The sequence below is a fragment of the Luteimonas sp. TWI662 genome (assembly GCF_039673825.1).
In the GTDB taxonomy this organism is placed as follows: domain Bacteria; phylum Pseudomonadota; class Gammaproteobacteria; order Xanthomonadales; family Xanthomonadaceae; genus Luteimonas.
Genome location: NZ_JBDJMI010000010.1, coordinates 79,643 through 95,292, shown reverse-complemented (window position 1 = coordinate 95,292; position 15,650 = coordinate 79,643). Strand labels below are relative to the sequence as shown.

Annotated in this window: 26 protein-coding genes and 1 tRNA gene; all 27 read right to left on the bottom strand. The window is 69.0% G+C overall.

Annotation, left to right across the window (positions count from 1 at the left end; genetic code table 11):
- Positions 1–46: 46 nt before the first annotated feature.
- The 27 genes from ABE488_RS09225 to ABE488_RS09095 all read right to left on the bottom strand — a co-directional run bounded on the left by ABE488_RS09225 (position 47) and on the right by ABE488_RS09095 (position 15,511).
- Positions 47–1,588 carry a phage portal protein gene (locus ABE488_RS09225; protein ID WP_346447998.1) on the bottom strand — a complete coding sequence of 514 codons (1,542 nt, stop codon included), beginning with the start codon at positions 1,586–1,588 and terminating at the stop codon, positions 47–49.
- Entirely contained in the window at positions 1,588–1,803 is a 216-nt protein-coding gene (locus ABE488_RS09220) for a hypothetical protein (protein WP_346447997.1), read from the bottom strand. The genes ABE488_RS09225 and ABE488_RS09220 overlap by 1 nt, the downstream gene beginning before the upstream one ends.
- 1 nt (position 1,804) lies before the next feature.
- Positions 1,805–3,856, bottom strand: coding sequence for a terminase gpA endonuclease subunit (locus ABE488_RS09215; RefSeq protein WP_346447995.1), 2,052 nt, complete (start codon positions 3,854–3,856; stop codon positions 1,805–1,807).
- 22 nt (positions 3,857–3,878) lie between these two features.
- Positions 3,879–4,397, bottom strand: a complete 519-nt coding sequence (locus tag ABE488_RS09210; protein WP_346447993.1) for a DUF1441 family protein — start codon at positions 4,395–4,397, stop codon at positions 3,879–3,881.
- A 406-nt stretch (positions 4,398–4,803) separates the two neighbouring features.
- A complete protein-coding gene (locus ABE488_RS09205) occupies positions 4,804–5,334 on the bottom strand; it encodes a hypothetical protein (RefSeq protein ID WP_346447991.1) in 531 nt (176 codons plus the stop codon).
- Between the two features lie 121 nt (positions 5,335–5,455).
- On the bottom strand, positions 5,456–5,653 hold the full coding sequence (locus ABE488_RS09200) for a hypothetical protein (protein WP_346447990.1): 198 nt from the start codon (positions 5,651–5,653) through the stop codon (positions 5,456–5,458).
- Complete coding sequence (locus ABE488_RS09195; RefSeq protein ID WP_346447988.1) at positions 5,650–5,937, bottom strand: hypothetical protein; 288 nt, start codon at positions 5,935–5,937, stop codon at positions 5,650–5,652. The genes ABE488_RS09200 and ABE488_RS09195 overlap by 4 nt, the downstream gene beginning before the upstream one ends.
- Entirely contained in the window at positions 5,937–6,419 is a 483-nt protein-coding gene (locus ABE488_RS09190) for a hypothetical protein (protein ID WP_346447987.1), read from the bottom strand. The genes ABE488_RS09195 and ABE488_RS09190 overlap by 1 nt, the downstream gene beginning before the upstream one ends.
- Positions 6,416–6,874, bottom strand: coding sequence for a hypothetical protein (locus ABE488_RS09185; protein ID WP_346447985.1), 459 nt, complete (start codon positions 6,872–6,874; stop codon positions 6,416–6,418). Before ABE488_RS09185 ends, ABE488_RS09190 begins: the two co-directional genes overlap by 4 nt.
- Entirely contained in the window at positions 6,871–7,404 is a 534-nt protein-coding gene (locus tag ABE488_RS09180) for a hypothetical protein (RefSeq protein WP_346447983.1), read from the bottom strand. The genes ABE488_RS09185 and ABE488_RS09180 overlap by 4 nt, the downstream gene beginning before the upstream one ends.
- A gap of 297 nt (positions 7,405–7,701) precedes the next feature.
- Positions 7,702–7,779, bottom strand: a tRNA-Met gene (locus tag ABE488_RS09175).
- A 345-nt stretch (positions 7,780–8,124) separates the two neighbouring features.
- On the bottom strand, positions 8,125–8,640 hold the full coding sequence (locus tag ABE488_RS09170; protein ID WP_346447982.1) for a hypothetical protein: 516 nt from the start codon (positions 8,638–8,640) through the stop codon (positions 8,125–8,127).
- A complete protein-coding gene (locus ABE488_RS09165) occupies positions 8,627–8,863 on the bottom strand; it encodes a hypothetical protein (RefSeq protein ID WP_346447980.1) in 237 nt (78 codons plus the stop codon). The genes ABE488_RS09170 and ABE488_RS09165 overlap by 14 nt, the downstream gene beginning before the upstream one ends.
- Positions 8,860–9,033 (bottom strand): hypothetical protein, encoded by a 174-nt coding sequence (locus tag ABE488_RS09160; RefSeq protein WP_346447978.1) that lies wholly within the window; start codon positions 9,031–9,033, stop codon positions 8,860–8,862. The genes ABE488_RS09165 and ABE488_RS09160 overlap by 4 nt, the downstream gene beginning before the upstream one ends.
- Positions 9,034–9,036: 3 nt before the next feature.
- A complete protein-coding gene (locus tag ABE488_RS09155) occupies positions 9,037–9,324 on the bottom strand; it encodes a hypothetical protein (RefSeq protein ID WP_346447977.1) in 288 nt (95 codons plus the stop codon).
- A gap of 108 nt (positions 9,325–9,432) precedes the next feature.
- Positions 9,433–9,981: a hypothetical protein gene (locus ABE488_RS09150; protein WP_346447975.1), complete on the bottom strand. Its 549-nt coding sequence runs from the start codon at positions 9,979–9,981 to the stop codon at positions 9,433–9,435.
- Positions 9,978–10,946 (bottom strand): DNA cytosine methyltransferase, encoded by a 969-nt coding sequence (locus ABE488_RS09145; protein ID WP_346447973.1) that lies wholly within the window; start codon positions 10,944–10,946, stop codon positions 9,978–9,980. Before ABE488_RS09145 ends, ABE488_RS09150 begins: the two co-directional genes overlap by 4 nt.
- Positions 10,939–11,376 (bottom strand): hypothetical protein, encoded by a 438-nt coding sequence (locus ABE488_RS09140; RefSeq protein ID WP_346447972.1) that lies wholly within the window; start codon positions 11,374–11,376, stop codon positions 10,939–10,941. Before ABE488_RS09140 ends, ABE488_RS09145 begins: the two co-directional genes overlap by 8 nt.
- A complete protein-coding gene (locus ABE488_RS09135; RefSeq protein WP_346447971.1) occupies positions 11,369–11,590 on the bottom strand; it encodes a hypothetical protein in 222 nt (73 codons plus the stop codon). The genes ABE488_RS09140 and ABE488_RS09135 overlap by 8 nt, the downstream gene beginning before the upstream one ends.
- Positions 11,587–12,009, bottom strand: a complete 423-nt coding sequence (locus ABE488_RS09130; RefSeq protein WP_346447969.1) for a DUF1064 domain-containing protein — start codon at positions 12,007–12,009, stop codon at positions 11,587–11,589. The genes ABE488_RS09135 and ABE488_RS09130 overlap by 4 nt, the downstream gene beginning before the upstream one ends.
- Entirely contained in the window at positions 12,006–12,533 is a 528-nt protein-coding gene (locus ABE488_RS09125) for a hypothetical protein (RefSeq protein ID WP_346447968.1), read from the bottom strand. The genes ABE488_RS09130 and ABE488_RS09125 overlap by 4 nt, the downstream gene beginning before the upstream one ends.
- Positions 12,530–12,769, bottom strand: a complete 240-nt coding sequence (locus ABE488_RS09120; protein ID WP_346447967.1) for a hypothetical protein — start codon at positions 12,767–12,769, stop codon at positions 12,530–12,532. Before ABE488_RS09120 ends, ABE488_RS09125 begins: the two co-directional genes overlap by 4 nt.
- Positions 12,766–13,431, bottom strand: a complete 666-nt coding sequence (locus ABE488_RS09115; protein WP_346447965.1) for a hypothetical protein — start codon at positions 13,429–13,431, stop codon at positions 12,766–12,768. The genes ABE488_RS09120 and ABE488_RS09115 overlap by 4 nt, the downstream gene beginning before the upstream one ends.
- Positions 13,421–14,323: a helix-turn-helix domain-containing protein gene (locus tag ABE488_RS09110; RefSeq protein ID WP_346447964.1), complete on the bottom strand. Its 903-nt coding sequence runs from the start codon at positions 14,321–14,323 to the stop codon at positions 13,421–13,423. The genes ABE488_RS09115 and ABE488_RS09110 overlap by 11 nt, the downstream gene beginning before the upstream one ends.
- Complete coding sequence (locus tag ABE488_RS09105; protein WP_346447962.1) at positions 14,320–14,616, bottom strand: helix-turn-helix domain-containing protein; 297 nt, start codon at positions 14,614–14,616, stop codon at positions 14,320–14,322. Before ABE488_RS09105 ends, ABE488_RS09110 begins: the two co-directional genes overlap by 4 nt.
- Positions 14,613–14,903 (bottom strand): helix-turn-helix domain-containing protein, encoded by a 291-nt coding sequence (locus ABE488_RS09100; RefSeq protein ID WP_346447960.1) that lies wholly within the window; start codon positions 14,901–14,903, stop codon positions 14,613–14,615. The genes ABE488_RS09105 and ABE488_RS09100 overlap by 4 nt, the downstream gene beginning before the upstream one ends.
- Positions 14,900–15,511 carry a hypothetical protein gene (locus ABE488_RS09095; RefSeq protein WP_346447958.1) on the bottom strand — a complete coding sequence of 204 codons (612 nt, stop codon included), beginning with the start codon at positions 15,509–15,511 and terminating at the stop codon, positions 14,900–14,902. The genes ABE488_RS09100 and ABE488_RS09095 overlap by 4 nt, the downstream gene beginning before the upstream one ends.
- Between the last annotated feature and the right edge of the window lie 139 nt (positions 15,512–15,650).

Below are 15,650 nucleotides of genomic sequence, written 5' to 3'. Positions count from 1 at the left end.
GGCTTGGCGCGGCCGAACAGGCGTGCGAGCACGCCGGGCGAGTTTTTCATGGGGTGGCTCCGGTATCGGATTCGGTGTCCTCGCCGCCGGTGCTGCCGGCGGGCTTGGACTGGGCGCTGCCCGTGCGCGCTACGCGGCGCGGGTCGGTGTCGAGAATCAGGCCGCGCGCATCGGCGTCGGCGTTGTCCAGTTGCTGCTGCTCGGCGACCTCCTCCGGATCCTCGCCCTTCCGGAGGATCGTCGCGCTGCGCGAGTCGAGCCCACCGCGGATCGCCTTGATGTCCGCGTCGACATCCTGCACCGGGTGGCTGTACGGCCAGCCCTGCGGCACCCAGAGGGTTTCGGCCACATCTTCGCGCAGCTCGTCATAGCCCGGCACTGCCAAAGCACCGGCCAGCACCGCGCGGTCCAGGTACGCCTCGCGGATCGGCTGCAGGCAACGCGGGATCAGCATGAGCCACTGCCGCATTTCGATGAAGCGGCGGAACTCGTTGAGGATCAGGCGCAGCGCGCGGTCGCTGACGTTGCGCAGGTCGCCGGTGAGCACCTCGTACGGAACGCCCCAGCGCGCGGCGATGGCCAGCAGGCCGGTTCGCAGGTAGTCGGGGTAGTTGCTTCCGGCGTCCGGCGGCTTCGTTTGATTGAACTTGCGGCCTGTGCCACCGAGGTCGATCGTAGAACCCGGCTCCATGGAGACATCGAGCGCTCCCTCATCCTCTGGCCTCACCGCGCCAGGGGCTGTGCCGTCGCCGGTGAACTGGTCCGCGAGCGGGTCTCGCGGTTCATTGCTGTTGTCAGCATCTTCGAAGATGCCAACCAGCAGATTGCCGATCTTCTGCCGCTCGAGGACGGCATCGTCCATCGTGTCAAGGTTGAACATGCGCACCAGCACCGACGCCGAGCGCGGAATGCCGCGTAGTTGCCCGGCGCGCAATGGCTCGTAGACGTGGATCACCTCATCTGCCGGCACGCGCCGGAGTGTGGTGGCGTCGATGTCGGTGCCGGCGTGATAGTCGCCAGGGTGGCGCGGGTACATCCAGTAGGCGACGCGGCGGCCGATCAGATCGAACTCGATACCGGCCCGAATCTGGTTGCCGTTGCTGGCCGTGCCGTAGAAGTGCGGCGGGCACTGCTCGGCCTCGATCACCTGCAGTTGCAGCGGCACCGGCAGGCCGTCGCTGAGGCGGCGGTTTCGCAGGCGCACAAAGCACTCGCCGGCCTCCTCGCACTCGCGCCAGATCAGGGCCTGGATTCCGTCGAAGTTGAGCACGCCGTCGGCGTCGCAGTGCTTACTGAAGCGCTTCCACAGCCTGCGTTCGCGCGCCTGCCAGTCCTTTGTACCCCACAGTGGCTTGGCCTGGATGCCGGTGCCGATGCCGTTGGCGACGCTCTTGTCGGCCGCGGCGCCGGCCCACGGATCGTTGCGGGCAGCATTGCGTGCTCGCGCGACGATCTCGCCCAAGCTGTAGAGCGTGACGACGTTAGGGCCGAGGCTGGCCGCCCGCATCATCTGCAACCGCCGGCCGCTCCCGCCCGCCTTGTAGCCGCCCCCGTGTGTCGTCTCGTTAGGTGCGGTGTAGCCGGACATCAGAAGTACCCCTGACCGGTCTGCGTCATGCGGATGACCCGCCGCGTGCGGCGGGGCCGCTCGGCACGCTCGACCTCGGCGAGGATCTCGCGGCGCGCGGCGCGCAGCTCGCCGAGGCTCTGATACTGGACGCGGCGATCCGCGTACTGGACCGACAGCGTGCCGCTCTTAATCGCGGCCTCCAGCTGCTCGAGGTCCGTGCGGGTGTATGCCATGTCATCGCCTCAGGTACTTGCTCTGCACCACGCGCGGTCGGCGCGTGCGCGGGGGAGTGGGTGGCGGTGGGGGCGGCTCGTCGCCCTTCACCACGTCGGGGTTCGTGTCCCAGCCGGCCGCCCAAGCGGGCGGGTTCGACCAGTTGATCGCCGGCGCCTTAATCCACTGCGCCAGCGTCTCGTTGTAGACGGCGAGGTCGAACTCTTCGTTTCGGCGCTTGCCGAGGTTCTCCCAGCCCTTCGAGGTGCGCGTTTCCGCGTTCAGTTCTTCGTAGAAGACCGTCGGCAGCCAGTCGGCGAAGTGGTAGAAGCCCGGGCCCGGCTCGGTGCGCGCGACGTTTGCCGCCACCAGGTCCTTCATGCGGTCCACGTTGATCAGCAGCTGCGGCACGTCGCCGCGGCTGCCGGTCTTGCGGTCCTTTCGCTTGCTGGAATCCGGGGTGTTCTCCTTCCAGAGGTAGTCCCGGTTCCCGCCGCCCTTCACCAGCCGCACGCGCCAATGCAGGCCGCGCGCTTTCAACGATCGCCAGAACTCCAACGCGCGCGGTGCGTGGCCCTTCGTGCCGCCCCAGTCGATGCCGACCGCACGGACCGGCATGGTGCGGCCGCTGGCATCGTCCAACGGGTAGCGGCGCTGGATGACCTTGTCGACCAGGCGCTCCCAGTCTTCGAGGTACTTGGCCGGTTCCAGTCCGAGGAAGCCGCCAGCGCCGTCGGGGCGCTCCGAAGTCCGCAGCGAGTATCGATCCACGATCCAGCGCTCGAGGTTGCCACTCTCGCCCGGCCCCCACCCCATGACCTGGACGACGAACCGGTTTTTCTGGCCGTCGACCGTCGCGGTCAGGAAGTGGACGCCGGCCGGGACTGCACCGTTCGTCCACGTCTCCGCGCGATCCTGCATCGCCGTCGGGTTGCTCTCCGACCGCGCCGCCATCGGCACGTAGTTCAATGCCGCGTCGACGTTGTACGTCGTCTTCAGCGGCTTTTCCTCGCCGGTCTTGGCGTAGACCTTCAGCGCCTGCAGGTATCGCTCGACCAGCGATTCCCACGACTGAAACGCGGCCGCCACGCCGCCGAGGTAATAGCTGCGCGTGCGCGACTCGATGGTGTCGCCATCGATCGAGCCGTCGGGGTGGATTACCTGTCCCTCGCCGACCCAGTCCCCGCGCTGGTTCATCGCGTCCTTCCAGCGATCCTCCAACCCGACGTGGCAGTGCGGGCAATAGACGATCGACAGGCGCCGCGACATCGACAGCATGTCGTCGACCTGGACGCGCTCCAGCAGCTCATGCTCGGGCGGCAAGCGGAACAGGTCGTAGCCGGGCGCGGCCTGGAAGTATTCGCCGCACTCCATGCACGGCCAGTACCAACGGTGCCGATCGCCGCGGTTGTAGAGCGCGGCGATACCAGTGGCGGGGGGCGCTTCATGCGGCCTATCCGGATTGACCCGCCATTGGCCATCTTCGTAGTCGGCCTCCGGACTGGACTCGGCGACGACCATGCCGCCGCTCATGAAAGTCTGCGTCCGCTTCAGCGCCAGACCGAAGGCCTCATCGATTCCTAGGTCGCCGGTGAAGTTGTCGACATCGGTCATCAGGACCGTCTTGAGGTCCTTGCCGGATAGCACCGATATCGATGGATGGCCCAGTCGCAGCGACATGCCTGACCTGAAGAACTTCATCAGCACGTTGTCGTCGTGTGCACGCGGGCTCAGCTGCTTCAACAGCTCCGGACTGCCGCGTAGCGCACGTGTGATCCGGGTCTTGCTGAAGTCGGCCGCGGCATCCTGCGTCGACTGGATCACCATCACGTCCGATGGGTCGCACGTTATCGTGTAGGCCAAACGGCCCTCGATCAATGCGAGCGTCTTGCCCGATCGCGCCGGCCCCATGAACACGACCGCCTCGTGCACGCGACTCTTCGTCGCGTTGAGCGGCTTGACCATGTACGGCGTGGTGGCCGCGTCCCATGGCTCGCCGGAACCGGTGCCGGCGTTGACACGTAGCGCCCGAGCACCGTCGGCCACCTGGATCCGGCGCGGCGGCCGGAGCATCTGGCACACGTCATTCCGGATGCTACGCGCTGTCGCGTGCGTCGCCATCGCTATCCGCCGCCATCACATTTTCGTACAGCTGCTGCCGGACGGCGTCGCAGCGCTCCTGCACCTTCACCACCTGCTCCGGCTTCAACGCCAGCTTTCGCTCGAGCACGTCGGGCAGAGTGTCCAGGAAGTGCACGATCTGCTTGACCAGGTCCGCCATGTCGGCCTCGACTTCCGCAGCGGGCACCAGCGTGCCCATGGTCACCTCGACCTTCAGCCGCTCGTTCTCGGACTGGTAGTAGTCCTTGCGGTCCTTGGGCGGCAGGTCGCGGGGGTCGATGACGCCGCCCTCGCCCCCTGCCCCTGGCTCGGCGAAGCCGAGCACCGCGGCGGCAACATCCGCCAGCCGGTACACGTCGTAGCCGCTGCGCTTGCCCATCGGCGGTACGCCGGCCTCGCGGATTCGGTTGGAGACCGTCTTCCGGTCCATTCCGAATTCCTCAGCGAGGCGCGAGATCGACCAGCCCGGCCGGAACTCGCGCACCTCACCCATCACACCCTCGCGATTCCTTGATTTGAAGCCTCAACCGGCAACTGCTGGTGAGGCCATGAAGGCCCGGAAATCTGTCGAAAACCGGGGTCCGAATCCCCCGCGGTAGGAGCCGCACGGCCGCAGGGACCCCGGCTCATTGACGTGAAGATAGAATTTAACATTATGTTCAGTTTCACGCGGGGTCATTCACGCTCGTGAAGGATCGATCTAACATCTGAGCCGGCGTCGGACAGATACCGTCATCGCCGGACCACGCGCACCCGCAGCGCCCGGCCCGCCCAGTAGCCCACCTCGTCCATGTCTGCCGGTAGGCCGGTCAGGGCCGACATCAGCACCACGCTGGCGATGTACCAGCGCAGCCACCAGGCGACGTAGATCCGGCACGTGACCGAGCGCCCGGGCGTGTTTACTGCACCAGCTCTCGGGCTGTCGCTCGAAGCTGATCGCGGATCGCCTCTACGAGCTGAGGGTTCTCCGCACGCCACGCCTTCCAGCTGGCGTCATCCAGCTTGTGCCGCATCCAGCGCGGGTGATCCGCGGTGGCTGCGTGGGTGCTCGGCTTGCCGTAACGGCAGCGTGTGCAGAGCTGTACGCCATTCCGAGCGTCGCCAGCCATGCGCCGATGCGCGCTGCAGAAGAACAGGCCGCATCCGTGTTCACCGCCGTAGGGCGCGCCTCCGCACACGTAGCTGAGGCCGCGGTCGATCACCTCACCGCAGCCTGGGTGATCGCAGTAGGCGGGAACGCCGTAGCCGATGTCCCGGTTCCAGTTGCTGTCGTAGCCGACCGACCAGCCCATCAGCGCGTCCCCGCCCAGTCCGGCATCGCGTCGGCGTCTATGTCTTGCGTCCGTGCCCTTGCCCGGGTCCTGATCGCGCGCCGGTACGATCGATACGTGCTGGGCTTCTTCGCCCACGCAGGCGGAACCTGTCGGCATGTCTCAGAGAGGGTCTCCTCGAGCATCGCCTGAACGACGTTCTGCGCCAATCTCCGCGCCACACGCCGCACCAGCTCCTGCACCGCGGTGATGCCATGTCCGTCCACGACCACGAGCCGGCTCATAGATCGCTCCACTTCCAGCCGAACACCAGACGCATCGCCCACCGCTGCCACCAGTTCGGCTTGCTGTGCGCCTGCACTTGGAAGCCATCCACCAGCACGAGCAGGCCAACCGGCTCGGGTGCCTTGAACTCGCGCAGGCCGGCGATGCGCTGACCCGGGCCAAGCGTCAGAGAGACGCGCGCGTCGCTGCTCACGGTGCCTGTTCCTGGGGCATGGGCCGGCCCTGCACGCCCTTGATAGCCCGGAACTGCGACTCGTACCGCACCAGGCAGCGGCGCCGGCCCTCGGCCACGTCGAACACCTCCGAGGGCGGAGCCTCGCGCGTCCACCGGCACGCCGCCGTCATCTCGTCGGGGATCGGCACGTAAGTCGCGACCGGCACGCGGATGACCTCGGGCGCCGGCGCGGGCTCGCGCACGTCGTCGCGGCGGCAACCGGCGATCAGCACCAGCAGCAGGATCGGGAGCAGCGCGCGCATCAGTAGCCTCCCAGGCTGGGGCATGCGGAGTCGAGCAGCTCGAGCGCGGCCTGGCAGGTGTCCGGCCGCGACTCGTAGCGCTGGTGCCAGACAGCAGCGTCACGCTCTGCCGCATCCAGTTCGTCGGCCAACTGGCCCAGCGCCGCAGCCGACTCGGCGCGCAGCAGCTCGAGCTTGTCAGCCTCCTCGCGCAGCGCGGTCGCGATCTCGGCCAGTCGTGCGTCGCGCTCGTCGATGTCGCCCTGCAGCGCGCCGACCCGCGTCTCGCACTCGCCTTGGATCACGACGATGCGCTGCTGCAGGCTGGCGATCCGCACGCCGCGCGTGTAGCTGTTGATTGCCGAGAACAGCGCGAACGCTGCCAGGACCGCGCACACCGCCTTCAGCTTGCTCCCCGGCCTGCGCAGCCAGTTGGCCAAGTCGGCGGCCGCGCCGACGATCAGGTTCCAGACGGCGGCGATCAGCCGCACCAGGGTGGTCATGGCTTCGGTGCTCCGGGCTTGGTGCCGCGCTCCACGAACTGCAGGTAGAACGGCAGCAGACGCCGCACGACGACGCCTGAGATACCGGCCAGCGGCAGCTGCGGGGCGCCTGCGAGCGACGGCATCAGGTACGGCAGCAGGGACACGACCCACGCGGCCACAAACGCATACGCCAGCAGCAGCACGCCGAGCGCGATCAAGCGCAGCGCCATCTGGCGCGCGCGAGCGACGGAGCCATTGAGGCTGGCATCCGGCGTGACGCGGTCGGCTTCGCGCTCGGGCAGCAGCAGCACGCCGACGAGCACCCCGACGATCGCGCACAGCAGCACGGACTCAGGCACGCCCGCGATGATCCTCTCAGCGCGATGCGCGGCCTCCATCGCCGCGGGCATGGCGCCGACCGCGGCTGCGCCGCCGACCGCAGCTTTCAGCAGTTGCAGGCCGGAGTCGTTCACACGCCGAGCGCCTCGCGCGCAGTCCGGTGGTATCCCGCCCATTTCTCGCGCAACCGCTTGCGCTCGGCCGGCGTGCCGCCCGTGTACGCGCCCGGGCGCCACGTGCGCAGGTACAGCTCCCACGCCGCCTGCACGTCGCTCACGGCTGGCAGCGCGCGCGGATCGCTCCACAGCAGCAGGCGCGCCAGGCCGGCGGCGAGCACGTCGTCGACCTCGATCGCGTTCCAGATCGCATCCAGCGTCGGCTCCACGCCGCGCGCCCGGTAAAGGGCGGCCGCATACGCCTGGGTCGCGACGTGCCCCCGCACGCCATGCACCATCCCGCCGCCGCGTTCGCCTTGCCACAAGCTCTTGGCCGGGCCCGGCGCCCCGCCGGCGAGGATCTGCCTGCGGTGCCGAAAGTCGGCCTCCTGCCCGCAGATGGCGAGAAGCATCACACGCGCCGCCGGCGAATCCATCCGCACGGACAGCAGCGCAAGCGCTGGCGTCACCGCGTTGTCGTTGATCTGGCGGGCGCGGTCGATGCTCATCCTGGGGCCTCAAATGCAAACGCCCGGCCGCTGGCCAGGGCGTACCAATGTGGTGGATCGCCACCCTCGCCCACTGCCGCGCGCTGGACCTGCTCAGCCAGCGCGCACGCCGGCGAGCGCTGCGGCAGCGTCTCGTCGACGGGGCCGATGCAGCGCGCGGTGGGGGTGCCGCGATCCGTGGAAACAAAAAGGCCCGGCAGCGTGAACTGCCGGGCCTAGCCCTCTATGCTCTACCGAACGGCCGAGTGCCGCCGCTGGATTCCCGGTTGCCCGGGGCAGGCTTCATCGTGGGGTGTGTGGTAGCAGCGGCCCGATTCGAACGGGCGACCTCGTGGTTATGAGCCACGCGAGATTGGCCGGCTTCTCTACGCTGCTGGAGCTGCTGGAGCTGCTGGCGGCGCGTTATCGAAACTCGCCGCCACGATAGCAATTAGGCGGGCAAGATCGGTCCCATGCAACTGAGGCGCGACTGAGGTGGGTTTTCCCTTCCTCAGTTGCACCTCAGTCGCCTTTATGCTTGCAGCCTAAGGAATGGGGGAGAGGTCTTGCTCCACGGCCGCACACGCGAGCAGAAGCGCCCGGGGCGTGCGGATTGGTTGGCCGGTTGCGCGGTTCGTTCCGCGCTCCTGGTCCTGATAGCTCGTGAGGGCTAAGCCCAGAGCGACGGCCGCTGCGCGCTGCGACAGCCCCATGCGGGCGCGCCAGCGGGAGATGGGGGTCTCAATCGTCTCGTTGCTTGCCATCTTGCATCCATCGGTTTGCGCGCTCGCCCCACCCGGGCGGCTTGGGCGCCTTGGCGGCACGTAGGAGCCCGGCGCGCGTCTGTGGCGGCACCGGGTTGCCGCGCTTGGCATCCGCCATCCTTGCCCGCGCGCCAGGCTCTGCGGCGCGCGAACGCCCCTTGGCGGCGCCCTCGGGCGGCACGCCTCGCCGAGCGATGCGCTGACTGCCATCGGTCGTGTCGACGCCGAGTGCCTTGCGCCACTGCCAGACTTTGGTCGCGCCCACTCCCCACCAGTGGCAGACCGCAGCCACCGACTCCGTGCGCACCGCGCGCGCCAGCTCCGCAGTCAGGATCAGCGACGGACGACCGGCCTTGCGCCTGCGTGGCCAAGGGAGCGGCGCATCCGTCCAACCGCCGACCTCGGTGCGGCCCTCGATCTCGTCGTCAAGCCAATCGCCCACGTGACACGCAGGCGGCTGGTATGGGCCGGCGATCAGGTCATTCGGCAGCATCGATCGCCGCCTGGACCTTGCGCTGTACCAACGAGCGGATCGCGCCCGCGTTGTACCGGCAGTAGACGCCGGTCGACTTGTTGCGGATCAGCGCGCCCGTGCCATCCGCGTCAGTGACCGTGCCGATGACCTCCCAGCGCGACGGCGCGCCTGACGGCAGCATGTAGATGTCGGGGTTGCCCGGCGCCTCCACGGTCAGTCGGCTGCGGCCTGCGCGGCTCACTGTCCATCTCGCCAGTCGACGTACTCGGCCTTGCGGTCCTCGTTGAGCCAGTGGCCAGTCATCGGCCTCTCGACCCAGACATCGCCACCTGCATCGACCGATGCGGTGGTGCAGTTGAGCCACTCGCGGATGCCGGCTTCGTCGGCGGTCGTGATCGTCTTGGTCGTCATGGCTCAGGCCTCCAGCATCTTGCGGTAGTGGGCAATCGACTGCTCGACCAGCTTGCGGGCAAACGCGTCGGTGATGAAGGGAAAGCGGTCCTCGGCCTCGGCGATCAGTGCAACCGGGTCGATCTGCATGCCGCGGCTGTCGCGGTACACCTTGCCTGCGGGGGCGGTCGCGCCGAGGGCGACGGCTGCCGGGGCGACGGCGATGTGCTTGGGGTGCGGGTTGTAGCTGTCCGCGTAACCCTCGTTGAAGAGGTTGTTGTAGCGGACCCACTCCGGGTTGATCTTGCTCATGGTGGATCTCCTTGGCGATTGGCACCTGATTCGGCGGTGCGCCCGGCGGTCATTGCCTGACCGTGGAGATACTATCCCATGACTGCGCTACGCTGTCAATACAACGAGCTACCGTTCGTCGGGAAACCCAGCCTGATCGAACAGCCGACGTCGGAAGTCCCGGCGTGCACCATCCAGCGCCTGCTGCAGCACGTGCGTGGCGCACCGGTAGACCTCGACGTAGCTCGTGCGCCGCATCTTCGCCTGGCGCGCCTGCGCGGTGAAGGAGCCGCGCCGCTCCGGCCAGACCAGGTCCTGCACGGCGTCATAGGTCACCAGGCGCAGGCGCCAGCGGTCGGCCGGCGCCTGCAGGTCCAGCGGCGCTGGGCGCTGCATTAGTACCTCTCGCACGACAGCACGGTACGCACGGGCCATGACCCGGAACAGGTCGCCCCGCTCCGCTCGAGTCGCCACGGCGATCGCGGCCTCGCGTTGCAGCGGGTCGCGCATCAGCGCCACCGCGGCGGCAACGTCGCCGGGCTGAAGGGTCGGCCGTGAGCTCCGCCCCTCCACCGGCACGCGGTAGCCGCCCGGGACCAGCATGCGGGCCACCAGCTCGAGCGGATCGCGCTCGTCCGTGTGCGGTGCCAGCACGCGCTGCATCGCTGGCGACGTCATCGGGATAGCTCCTGTGGCGCCTCGTCCGTGAACCAGCCGCCCCACGCCCACTTTCCGTAGTCGATCCACCCCTTTGAGGTCCACTTCATAAGCAGGTAATAGCCCCGTTTCTCGTTGATTCCCAGCCCATGCAGCAGGCCCGTAACGACGGCGGCGCCGCCCCAGTAGCCATTCCCCCGGTTACCGTCGGCGTCGCGGTAGTCCGCCGCGGCGAGCCGCAGAGCGGCGTACAGCTCGACCTCGTCCTGCCGCTCGCGGCTCGTGCCGGCACCGTAATCGCACGCCCGCAAGCGCTTCGCCTCGCCCACGTAGCCGAGACCACGCATGACCCTGCAAAAACGGCGCCAGGTCCGTCCCTCGCGCCGCTTGTCCGGGATCAGGTACTGATTCTGCACCGGTACCCGCTCGCCGCGGTCGGCCACACGGTTGACCATGCGCGTGCCGCCGGTGACGGGATCGACCTCCGGGACGAGGTCCAGGGTCACGACACGACCGGTCTCGCTGCAGCGCTTGGCGACCAGCGGGCCCCACTTCTGGATCTGGTGCACGTTTTCCAGGCTGATGATGCGCGGCCGAACGGTACCCGCCCACTTCGGCACAACCCAGGACAAGGCGCGCACCTTGCCGTTCCGCGGCTGGCCACCCTTGGCCTGGCTGAAATGCGTGCAATCCGGAGAGGCATGCAACCAGCCGACCGGCCGGCCTGCCGTCTCGCGGCGCGGGTCCGCTTCCCAAACGTCCTCGCACATGTGGCGGGTCATCGGGTGATTCGCGGCGTGCAGGCTGACCGCCCACGGGTTGTGGTTGATCGCGATGTCGACCGGTCGGCCGAGCGCCTGCTCCAGCGCGGTGCTGGCGCCGCCGCCGCCGGCGAACAGGTCCACCACGATCTCGCCATTCCGGAGCGCGGAGACCGCCATGGTGCGCGGGATGTTGAATTCGATCTGGCGGCTTCCGTCAGCCATGGTGTGCCCCTGAGCAGGTGAGGCGCGGTCCGAGGACCGCGGTGGTGTGGATGGCCGGCCATGCGGGGTGCAGAGCCGGCGGCGGGATGCGATTGCGCGGGATGTCGCGCGGCATGGGCGGCCGGTACGGCCCGACCTCGATTTGCCGCGGGACGACTCTGTTGGCGCTCGCGACGGGGGCTGCCGGCGGCGCGACTGGCGTCGCATGGGGCGGTGCCACACGCAGGACGCGGCGCTCCCGAGGACCGGAACCAGGGACGACCTCAACGCGCTGGTCGTCGAGCAGCTTGCGCAGCGCGCGGCGCACCTCGCGCGCGGCGCTCAAGTCGCCCTGCGCGAGGAAGCGCACCACCGCAGACACCCTGATCGGCTGGCACCGACGGATGGCCTCGAGCACGCGGCGCGGCATGGATGTGTGCACGTCAGCCACGGCCGCGCCCTCCCCTCGCCTTATTGAGCGGCACGCCCAGCGACGCCGCACCGGCGTCGATCGAGACGCACAGCACGCCATCGACGACAGTCTCGTAGGGCGGCTGGTACTCGTAGCCAGGGTTCGGACGCAGCTCGACCGGGTACCGATCCTGCAGCTCCCGGGCGCGCTTGGCGTCGGCCGGCGACATCGGCTCGAAGAGCTCCCGGATCATTCGAGCTCGATCCTGATCGGGTAGTGGTGCTCGACCTCGCGCCGCTTGAGCCGGAACACGGGCGTCTCGCGCCCCTTGACGTCGACATAGCGCACGCGGCCATCGGCCAGGAACTCCACGAAGTCCACAACCAACTTGGTGCCGCCCGGCAGATGCACCGGCGTCTGGCGCAGGAAGTAGATGACCTCGCCGGACTGCACGCGCAGCTTGAGCCGCTGGTAGTAGGTCGCCTCGCGCTTGCTATCGAACCGGATCCCGTCGACCACGGTGGGCACGGCGCCGTACTTGTTCCTCGGCTCGCGCGTGGCCGCCGCCGGCACGGCCGGTCGGTAGCCATGCTGACGATCGTGCAGCGCGCGCATGCCGGCGGGCATCGTGGCGGTGCTCGAGTACCGGAGGGATCGGGGCGCCTTGCTCATGCGGTGGGCACCTCAACGCCGGCCCGCACCAGCGTGTCGCGGGCGCGCGCGGTGAACTCCATGTGCTTGCGCAGTTGCTCCCGCTCAAAGGCCTCACGCTCGGCGCGCTGCTGGGCGTAGAACGCGGCCGTCATGTCACCGACCGCCAGCATCGCCTCGGTGCGGTCGTCGAGCGCCCCGGCCGCCGGCGATGGTGCCCGCGATGCCGCCGGCTCGTCATCGGGCGGCAGCGGCATCGGGGATCGCTCTTGGCCGTCGGCCTTGAGCCACACCGGCACCTCCCGCCCCTGAGCCGACGAGTGCACCGCGCCCGCGCTGCGGACGTGGCCGGTGTTACGCAGCGCGCGCAGGATGCCGGCGACCTCGACGCCGTCGAGACGCGCGAAGCACGCCTTGGGGTGGCCCTCGCGCATCGCCAGGGTGCCCATCGTCTCAGCCAGGTCGGCCGCGCTGACCGGCCTGGTCTCCCGGGTGATGCAGTACAGCGCCAGCTCGCGCCGGTACTCGCGCAGATCGTCGCTCATGGTGCGCTCCGGAACTTACGGGCGGCCGAATAGGTCGCGCAGCCCAGGCGGCGCGCGTGGGCGCGGACACTACGGCGCGCGGCATCGTCGCGTTCCGCAATGCGCCGTTCCAGCGCCGCGATCGTCGTGGCCCCGTCGCGAATGAGTTCGGTGCAGCCTCGGCTTCGGTAGGCAGGAAAGGCCTCGCCGATGTCCTGCAGCGTGCGGAACTCGCGCCCCTCGAACAGGTAGCTCATGCATGCGCTCCCGTCGGGAAAAGCTCGGCGCGCAGTCGCTCGAGGTGCGCGCGCGCTCGGTCTGTCGCGTTGGGGGATGGCTCCACGCGACCGGCCAGCAACGCGACGGCGTCGAACGCTGGCGCCGGCGCCGCGAGTTGCAGATGCTCGGCGACCTGCTCGTGCGCCAGTTGCCCACGTTCGACGGCTTGCTGCAGCACTGCAGTGCGGTCAGCGGGGTCGTGGCCCAGGGAGACGGCGCAGACGCCCATCCGCCGGGCCGCGCGCGCATCCTTGAGCAGCCGGGTGTAGACCTCGAGGAATGCCATCCGCGCGGCTATCCGGTCGCCGGCGTCGACCAGCGGCCGGCAAGCCGCCCAGGCGCTGCTGATCTCGGTCGTCCAGACCACGGTCTTGCGCTCGTCGGCCGCTCGCAGGGCCAGGGCCCACGCCTCGTTCGGCGCCGGGTGACCGTCCTCGATGCGCTCGAGGATCGCCGCCAGCGAAAGCCGGCCCTTGAGCTCGCGACGGCATGCGGCCAGCGCGCGCTCGACCACCGGCAGCGGGTAAACCGACAGATCCTCGACCATCAACGCCGCGACGTGCGGCCGCATTTCATCGCCGATGACTTCCGCCGTCACGACCAGCGCCTGGACCGCGCGGCGCATCTCGTCAGCCTGCATGTGCCGACCTCCTGGCCATCAGAATCTCGACCGCCTGGTCGGCTGCGCTGGCGTTGGACTGGGTCCGGTCGGCCTGGCGCGCCTGGGTCTCGGTCATGGTCCGGCCGGTCGCCCATAGGGTCCGGTAGCCCTCAGCGCGCGCCAGCAGCAGGCCGAGGTCGTGCATGCCCTGCACCACCTGCCGCTCGGTGACGTGCGCCAGGAACCATGCGGCAACCGGCGCGGCCTCATGCCGGCCCAGCCGCTTGACCAGGTCGCGGACGTGCCGGTTGACCTTGGCGTTACGGACTGGCGCTGCGCCGTAGCGCCGCTGGTACGCCGAGGCGTAGCTGGCCCAGGTGGCGCGGCACGCTGCCTGAATCTCGTCTTCCGTCGGCGCCGCGGCGGCCGGCAGGCCCGTCGCAAATGACGGTTCTCCTGACGGTTCAGTGATGGTTATCTGACGGTTTGGGTGCGCCATCTGCACCCCTGGAGGTGCGCCATCTGCACCACCCGGTGCGCCATCTGCGGGGGGTGGTGCGTCATCTGCACCGGGTGCGCCATCTGCGGGGGGTGCGCCATCTGCACCGGTCGCCTTGCTGGCCTTGGCACCTGCACTCCTGCGGGCGCGCGGCGCGGGCGCCTTCGAAATGTCGAACGCGTCCGGGGTGACGGTGTAGCTGGTGCTGGCGTTGGCCCGATACCGCTTGGTGATCAGACCGACCGCCTCGAGCCACACCAGCGCTTCCTGCACGGCGCGCTCGGACAGCGCGGCGCGCTTGCCGATCGACTTGATTCCAGGCCAGCAGACACCGTCGTCGTTCGCTTGGTCCGCGAGCGAGATCAGCACCATCTTCTGGGCAACGCTCATGCCCTGCAGCGGCCAGCAGGCCGACATCACGATCGTGCTCATAGCCGAAGCTCGTAATGGGTGACAGGGCCGGCCACCGCCAGTTGCCATACGATCCCGCGCCGGCGCGGCCCCGCGCGCAGCCCGGTGTCGCCGAGCAACTTGAGCTCGGTCAGCGCCGTGAGATCGTTGTGGACCTTGCCGACGCTCTGCTCAGTGACCTGGGCCAGGTATGCAGCGCCGGGATAGCAGCGGTTCTCCTTGTTAAGCAGCTGCGCCATGGCGACGAGCACGAGCTTTGTGCCCGGATCGCCGACCTGCTGCTGGAGCGCCCATTTCGTTGCAGCGATGCTCATGAAGACCTCCCGCGGCGCGCTGCCGGCGCGAAACGGCGCACGCTCTCGCCGAGTTCCTCAAGGAGCGCAACGAGGCGGAAAGCCGTTGCTCGGCTGCAATCCAGCCGCGCGACTAGGTGGGCCGGGCTGACCGGCGTGCGCAGTTGACGGACCGTGTCGATGACACGGCACGCTGGCACGCGCGCGCACAGTTCCGGGCGGGCGTGCTCCGGCACCACGTCGTAGAGCCAGCGCGCCACCTCAAGCAGCTCGCGGGATGCACTGGCCTTGTCCGCGTGCAGCCTCATGCGACGACTCCAAGCGGGCCCCGCCGGATCTCGGCCTCAAGTCGGTCGAGCTCGGCCTGCAGCGTCGCCTTTTGGGTGACCACCTCAGCGCCCAGGGCACGGTACTCAGCCAGTGCGCGTCGGATTCGCGGGAGGTCCTGCGCATCGACCACGCCGTCCGAGTTGATCTCGGCGATCGCCTGCAGCGCCTGGCCGAACTCGATCGCGACGCGGGCCGTGCACAGAAGCTGGCCGGCAATCCCTGTGTCCGGGGCACGGGCGCCGATGAACCCGTAGCGGCGCGCCAGCGCGCGCGCGCAGTCCAGCCGCCAGGGTTCCGGGAGAGACTCCACCCACGCCTCTTCGAGGTCGGCGGGCAACTTGACTGTCCCGTTGCGGAACCGCTCGATCAGCTTCGCGTTGGCTTTTTCCGCCTTGGCGATGCTGTCGGCGTCAGTCCCCACGTGGAACTGGGTGGTCCGCTCCTCGGGCGCGACCTGGGCCATGTATGTCTCGGCCACAGCGCTCGCGAACGAGGCGTCGGTGTGCCGACTGTTGCGGACCGCGTCGGTCGTGTAGCGGAAGATCGCCGCGGCGCGTGGCTCGCGGTACTGACGTTCGTGCGTCATTGGCATGATGCCTCGGATGCGTGATCGTGGGCGCCATGGACGCTTTGCCCGAGATCGAAGGACTGACCCTCACCGCCCTGCGGCGCTACAGCGCGCGCGGGGGCGCCGGCGACGTTGTCGCTCTGCTCTGGCTGCCGAT

Bases quoted from the DNA above. Each gene is read 5' to 3' on its own strand.
- ABE488_RS09225 (WP_346447998.1), bottom strand. From the start codon at position 1,588: ATGTCCGGCTACACCGCACCTAACGAGACGACACACGGGGGCGGCTAC.
- ABE488_RS09220 (WP_346447997.1), bottom strand. From the start codon at position 1,803: ATGGCATACACCCGCACGGACCTCGAGCAGCTGGAGGCCGCGATTAAG.
- ABE488_RS09215 (WP_346447995.1), bottom strand. From the start codon at position 3,856: ATGCTCCGGCCGCCGCGCCGGATCCAGGTGGCCGACGGTGCTCGGGCG.
- ABE488_RS09210 (WP_346447993.1), bottom strand. From the start codon at position 4,397: ATGGGTGAGGTGCGCGAGTTCCGGCCGGGCTGGTCGATCTCGCGCCTC.
- ABE488_RS09205 (WP_346447991.1), bottom strand. From the start codon at position 5,334: ATGCCGACAGGTTCCGCCTGCGTGGGCGAAGAAGCCCAGCACGTATCG.
- ABE488_RS09195 (WP_346447988.1), bottom strand. From the start codon at position 5,937: ATGCGCGCGCTGCTCCCGATCCTGCTGCTGGTGCTGATCGCCGGTTGC.
- ABE488_RS09190 (WP_346447987.1), bottom strand. From the start codon at position 6,419: ATGACCACCCTGGTGCGGCTGATCGCCGCCGTCTGGAACCTGATCGTC.
- ABE488_RS09180 (WP_346447983.1), bottom strand. From the start codon at position 7,404: ATGAGCATCGACCGCGCCCGCCAGATCAACGACAACGCGGTGACGCCA.
- ABE488_RS09170 (WP_346447982.1), bottom strand. From the start codon at position 8,640: ATGCTGCCGAATGACCTGATCGCCGGCCCATACCAGCCGCCTGCGTGT.
- ABE488_RS09160 (WP_346447978.1), bottom strand. From the start codon at position 9,033: ATGACGACCAAGACGATCACGACCGCCGACGAAGCCGGCATCCGCGAG.
- ABE488_RS09155 (WP_346447977.1), bottom strand. From the start codon at position 9,324: ATGAGCAAGATCAACCCGGAGTGGGTCCGCTACAACAACCTCTTCAAC.
- ABE488_RS09150 (WP_346447975.1), bottom strand. From the start codon at position 9,981: ATGACGTCGCCAGCGATGCAGCGCGTGCTGGCACCGCACACGGACGAG.
- ABE488_RS09145 (WP_346447973.1), bottom strand. From the start codon at position 10,946: ATGGCTGACGGAAGCCGCCAGATCGAATTCAACATCCCGCGCACCATG.
- ABE488_RS09135 (WP_346447971.1), bottom strand. From the start codon at position 11,590: ATGATCCGGGAGCTCTTCGAGCCGATGTCGCCGGCCGACGCCAAGCGC.
- ABE488_RS09130 (WP_346447969.1), bottom strand. From the start codon at position 12,009: ATGAGCAAGGCGCCCCGATCCCTCCGGTACTCGAGCACCGCCACGATG.
- ABE488_RS09125 (WP_346447968.1), bottom strand. From the start codon at position 12,533: ATGAGCGACGATCTGCGCGAGTACCGGCGCGAGCTGGCGCTGTACTGC.
- ABE488_RS09120 (WP_346447967.1), bottom strand. From the start codon at position 12,769: ATGAGCTACCTGTTCGAGGGGCGCGAGTTCCGCACGCTGCAGGACATC.
- ABE488_RS09115 (WP_346447965.1), bottom strand. From the start codon at position 13,431: ATGCAGGCTGACGAGATGCGCCGCGCGGTCCAGGCGCTGGTCGTGACG.
- ABE488_RS09110 (WP_346447964.1), bottom strand. From the start codon at position 14,323: ATGAGCACGATCGTGATGTCGGCCTGCTGGCCGCTGCAGGGCATGAGC.
- ABE488_RS09105 (WP_346447962.1), bottom strand. From the start codon at position 14,616: ATGAGCATCGCTGCAACGAAATGGGCGCTCCAGCAGCAGGTCGGCGAT.
- ABE488_RS09100 (WP_346447960.1), bottom strand. From the start codon at position 14,903: ATGAGGCTGCACGCGGACAAGGCCAGTGCATCCCGCGAGCTGCTTGAG.
- ABE488_RS09095 (WP_346447958.1), bottom strand. From the start codon at position 15,511: ATGACGCACGAACGTCAGTACCGCGAGCCACGCGCCGCGGCGATCTTC.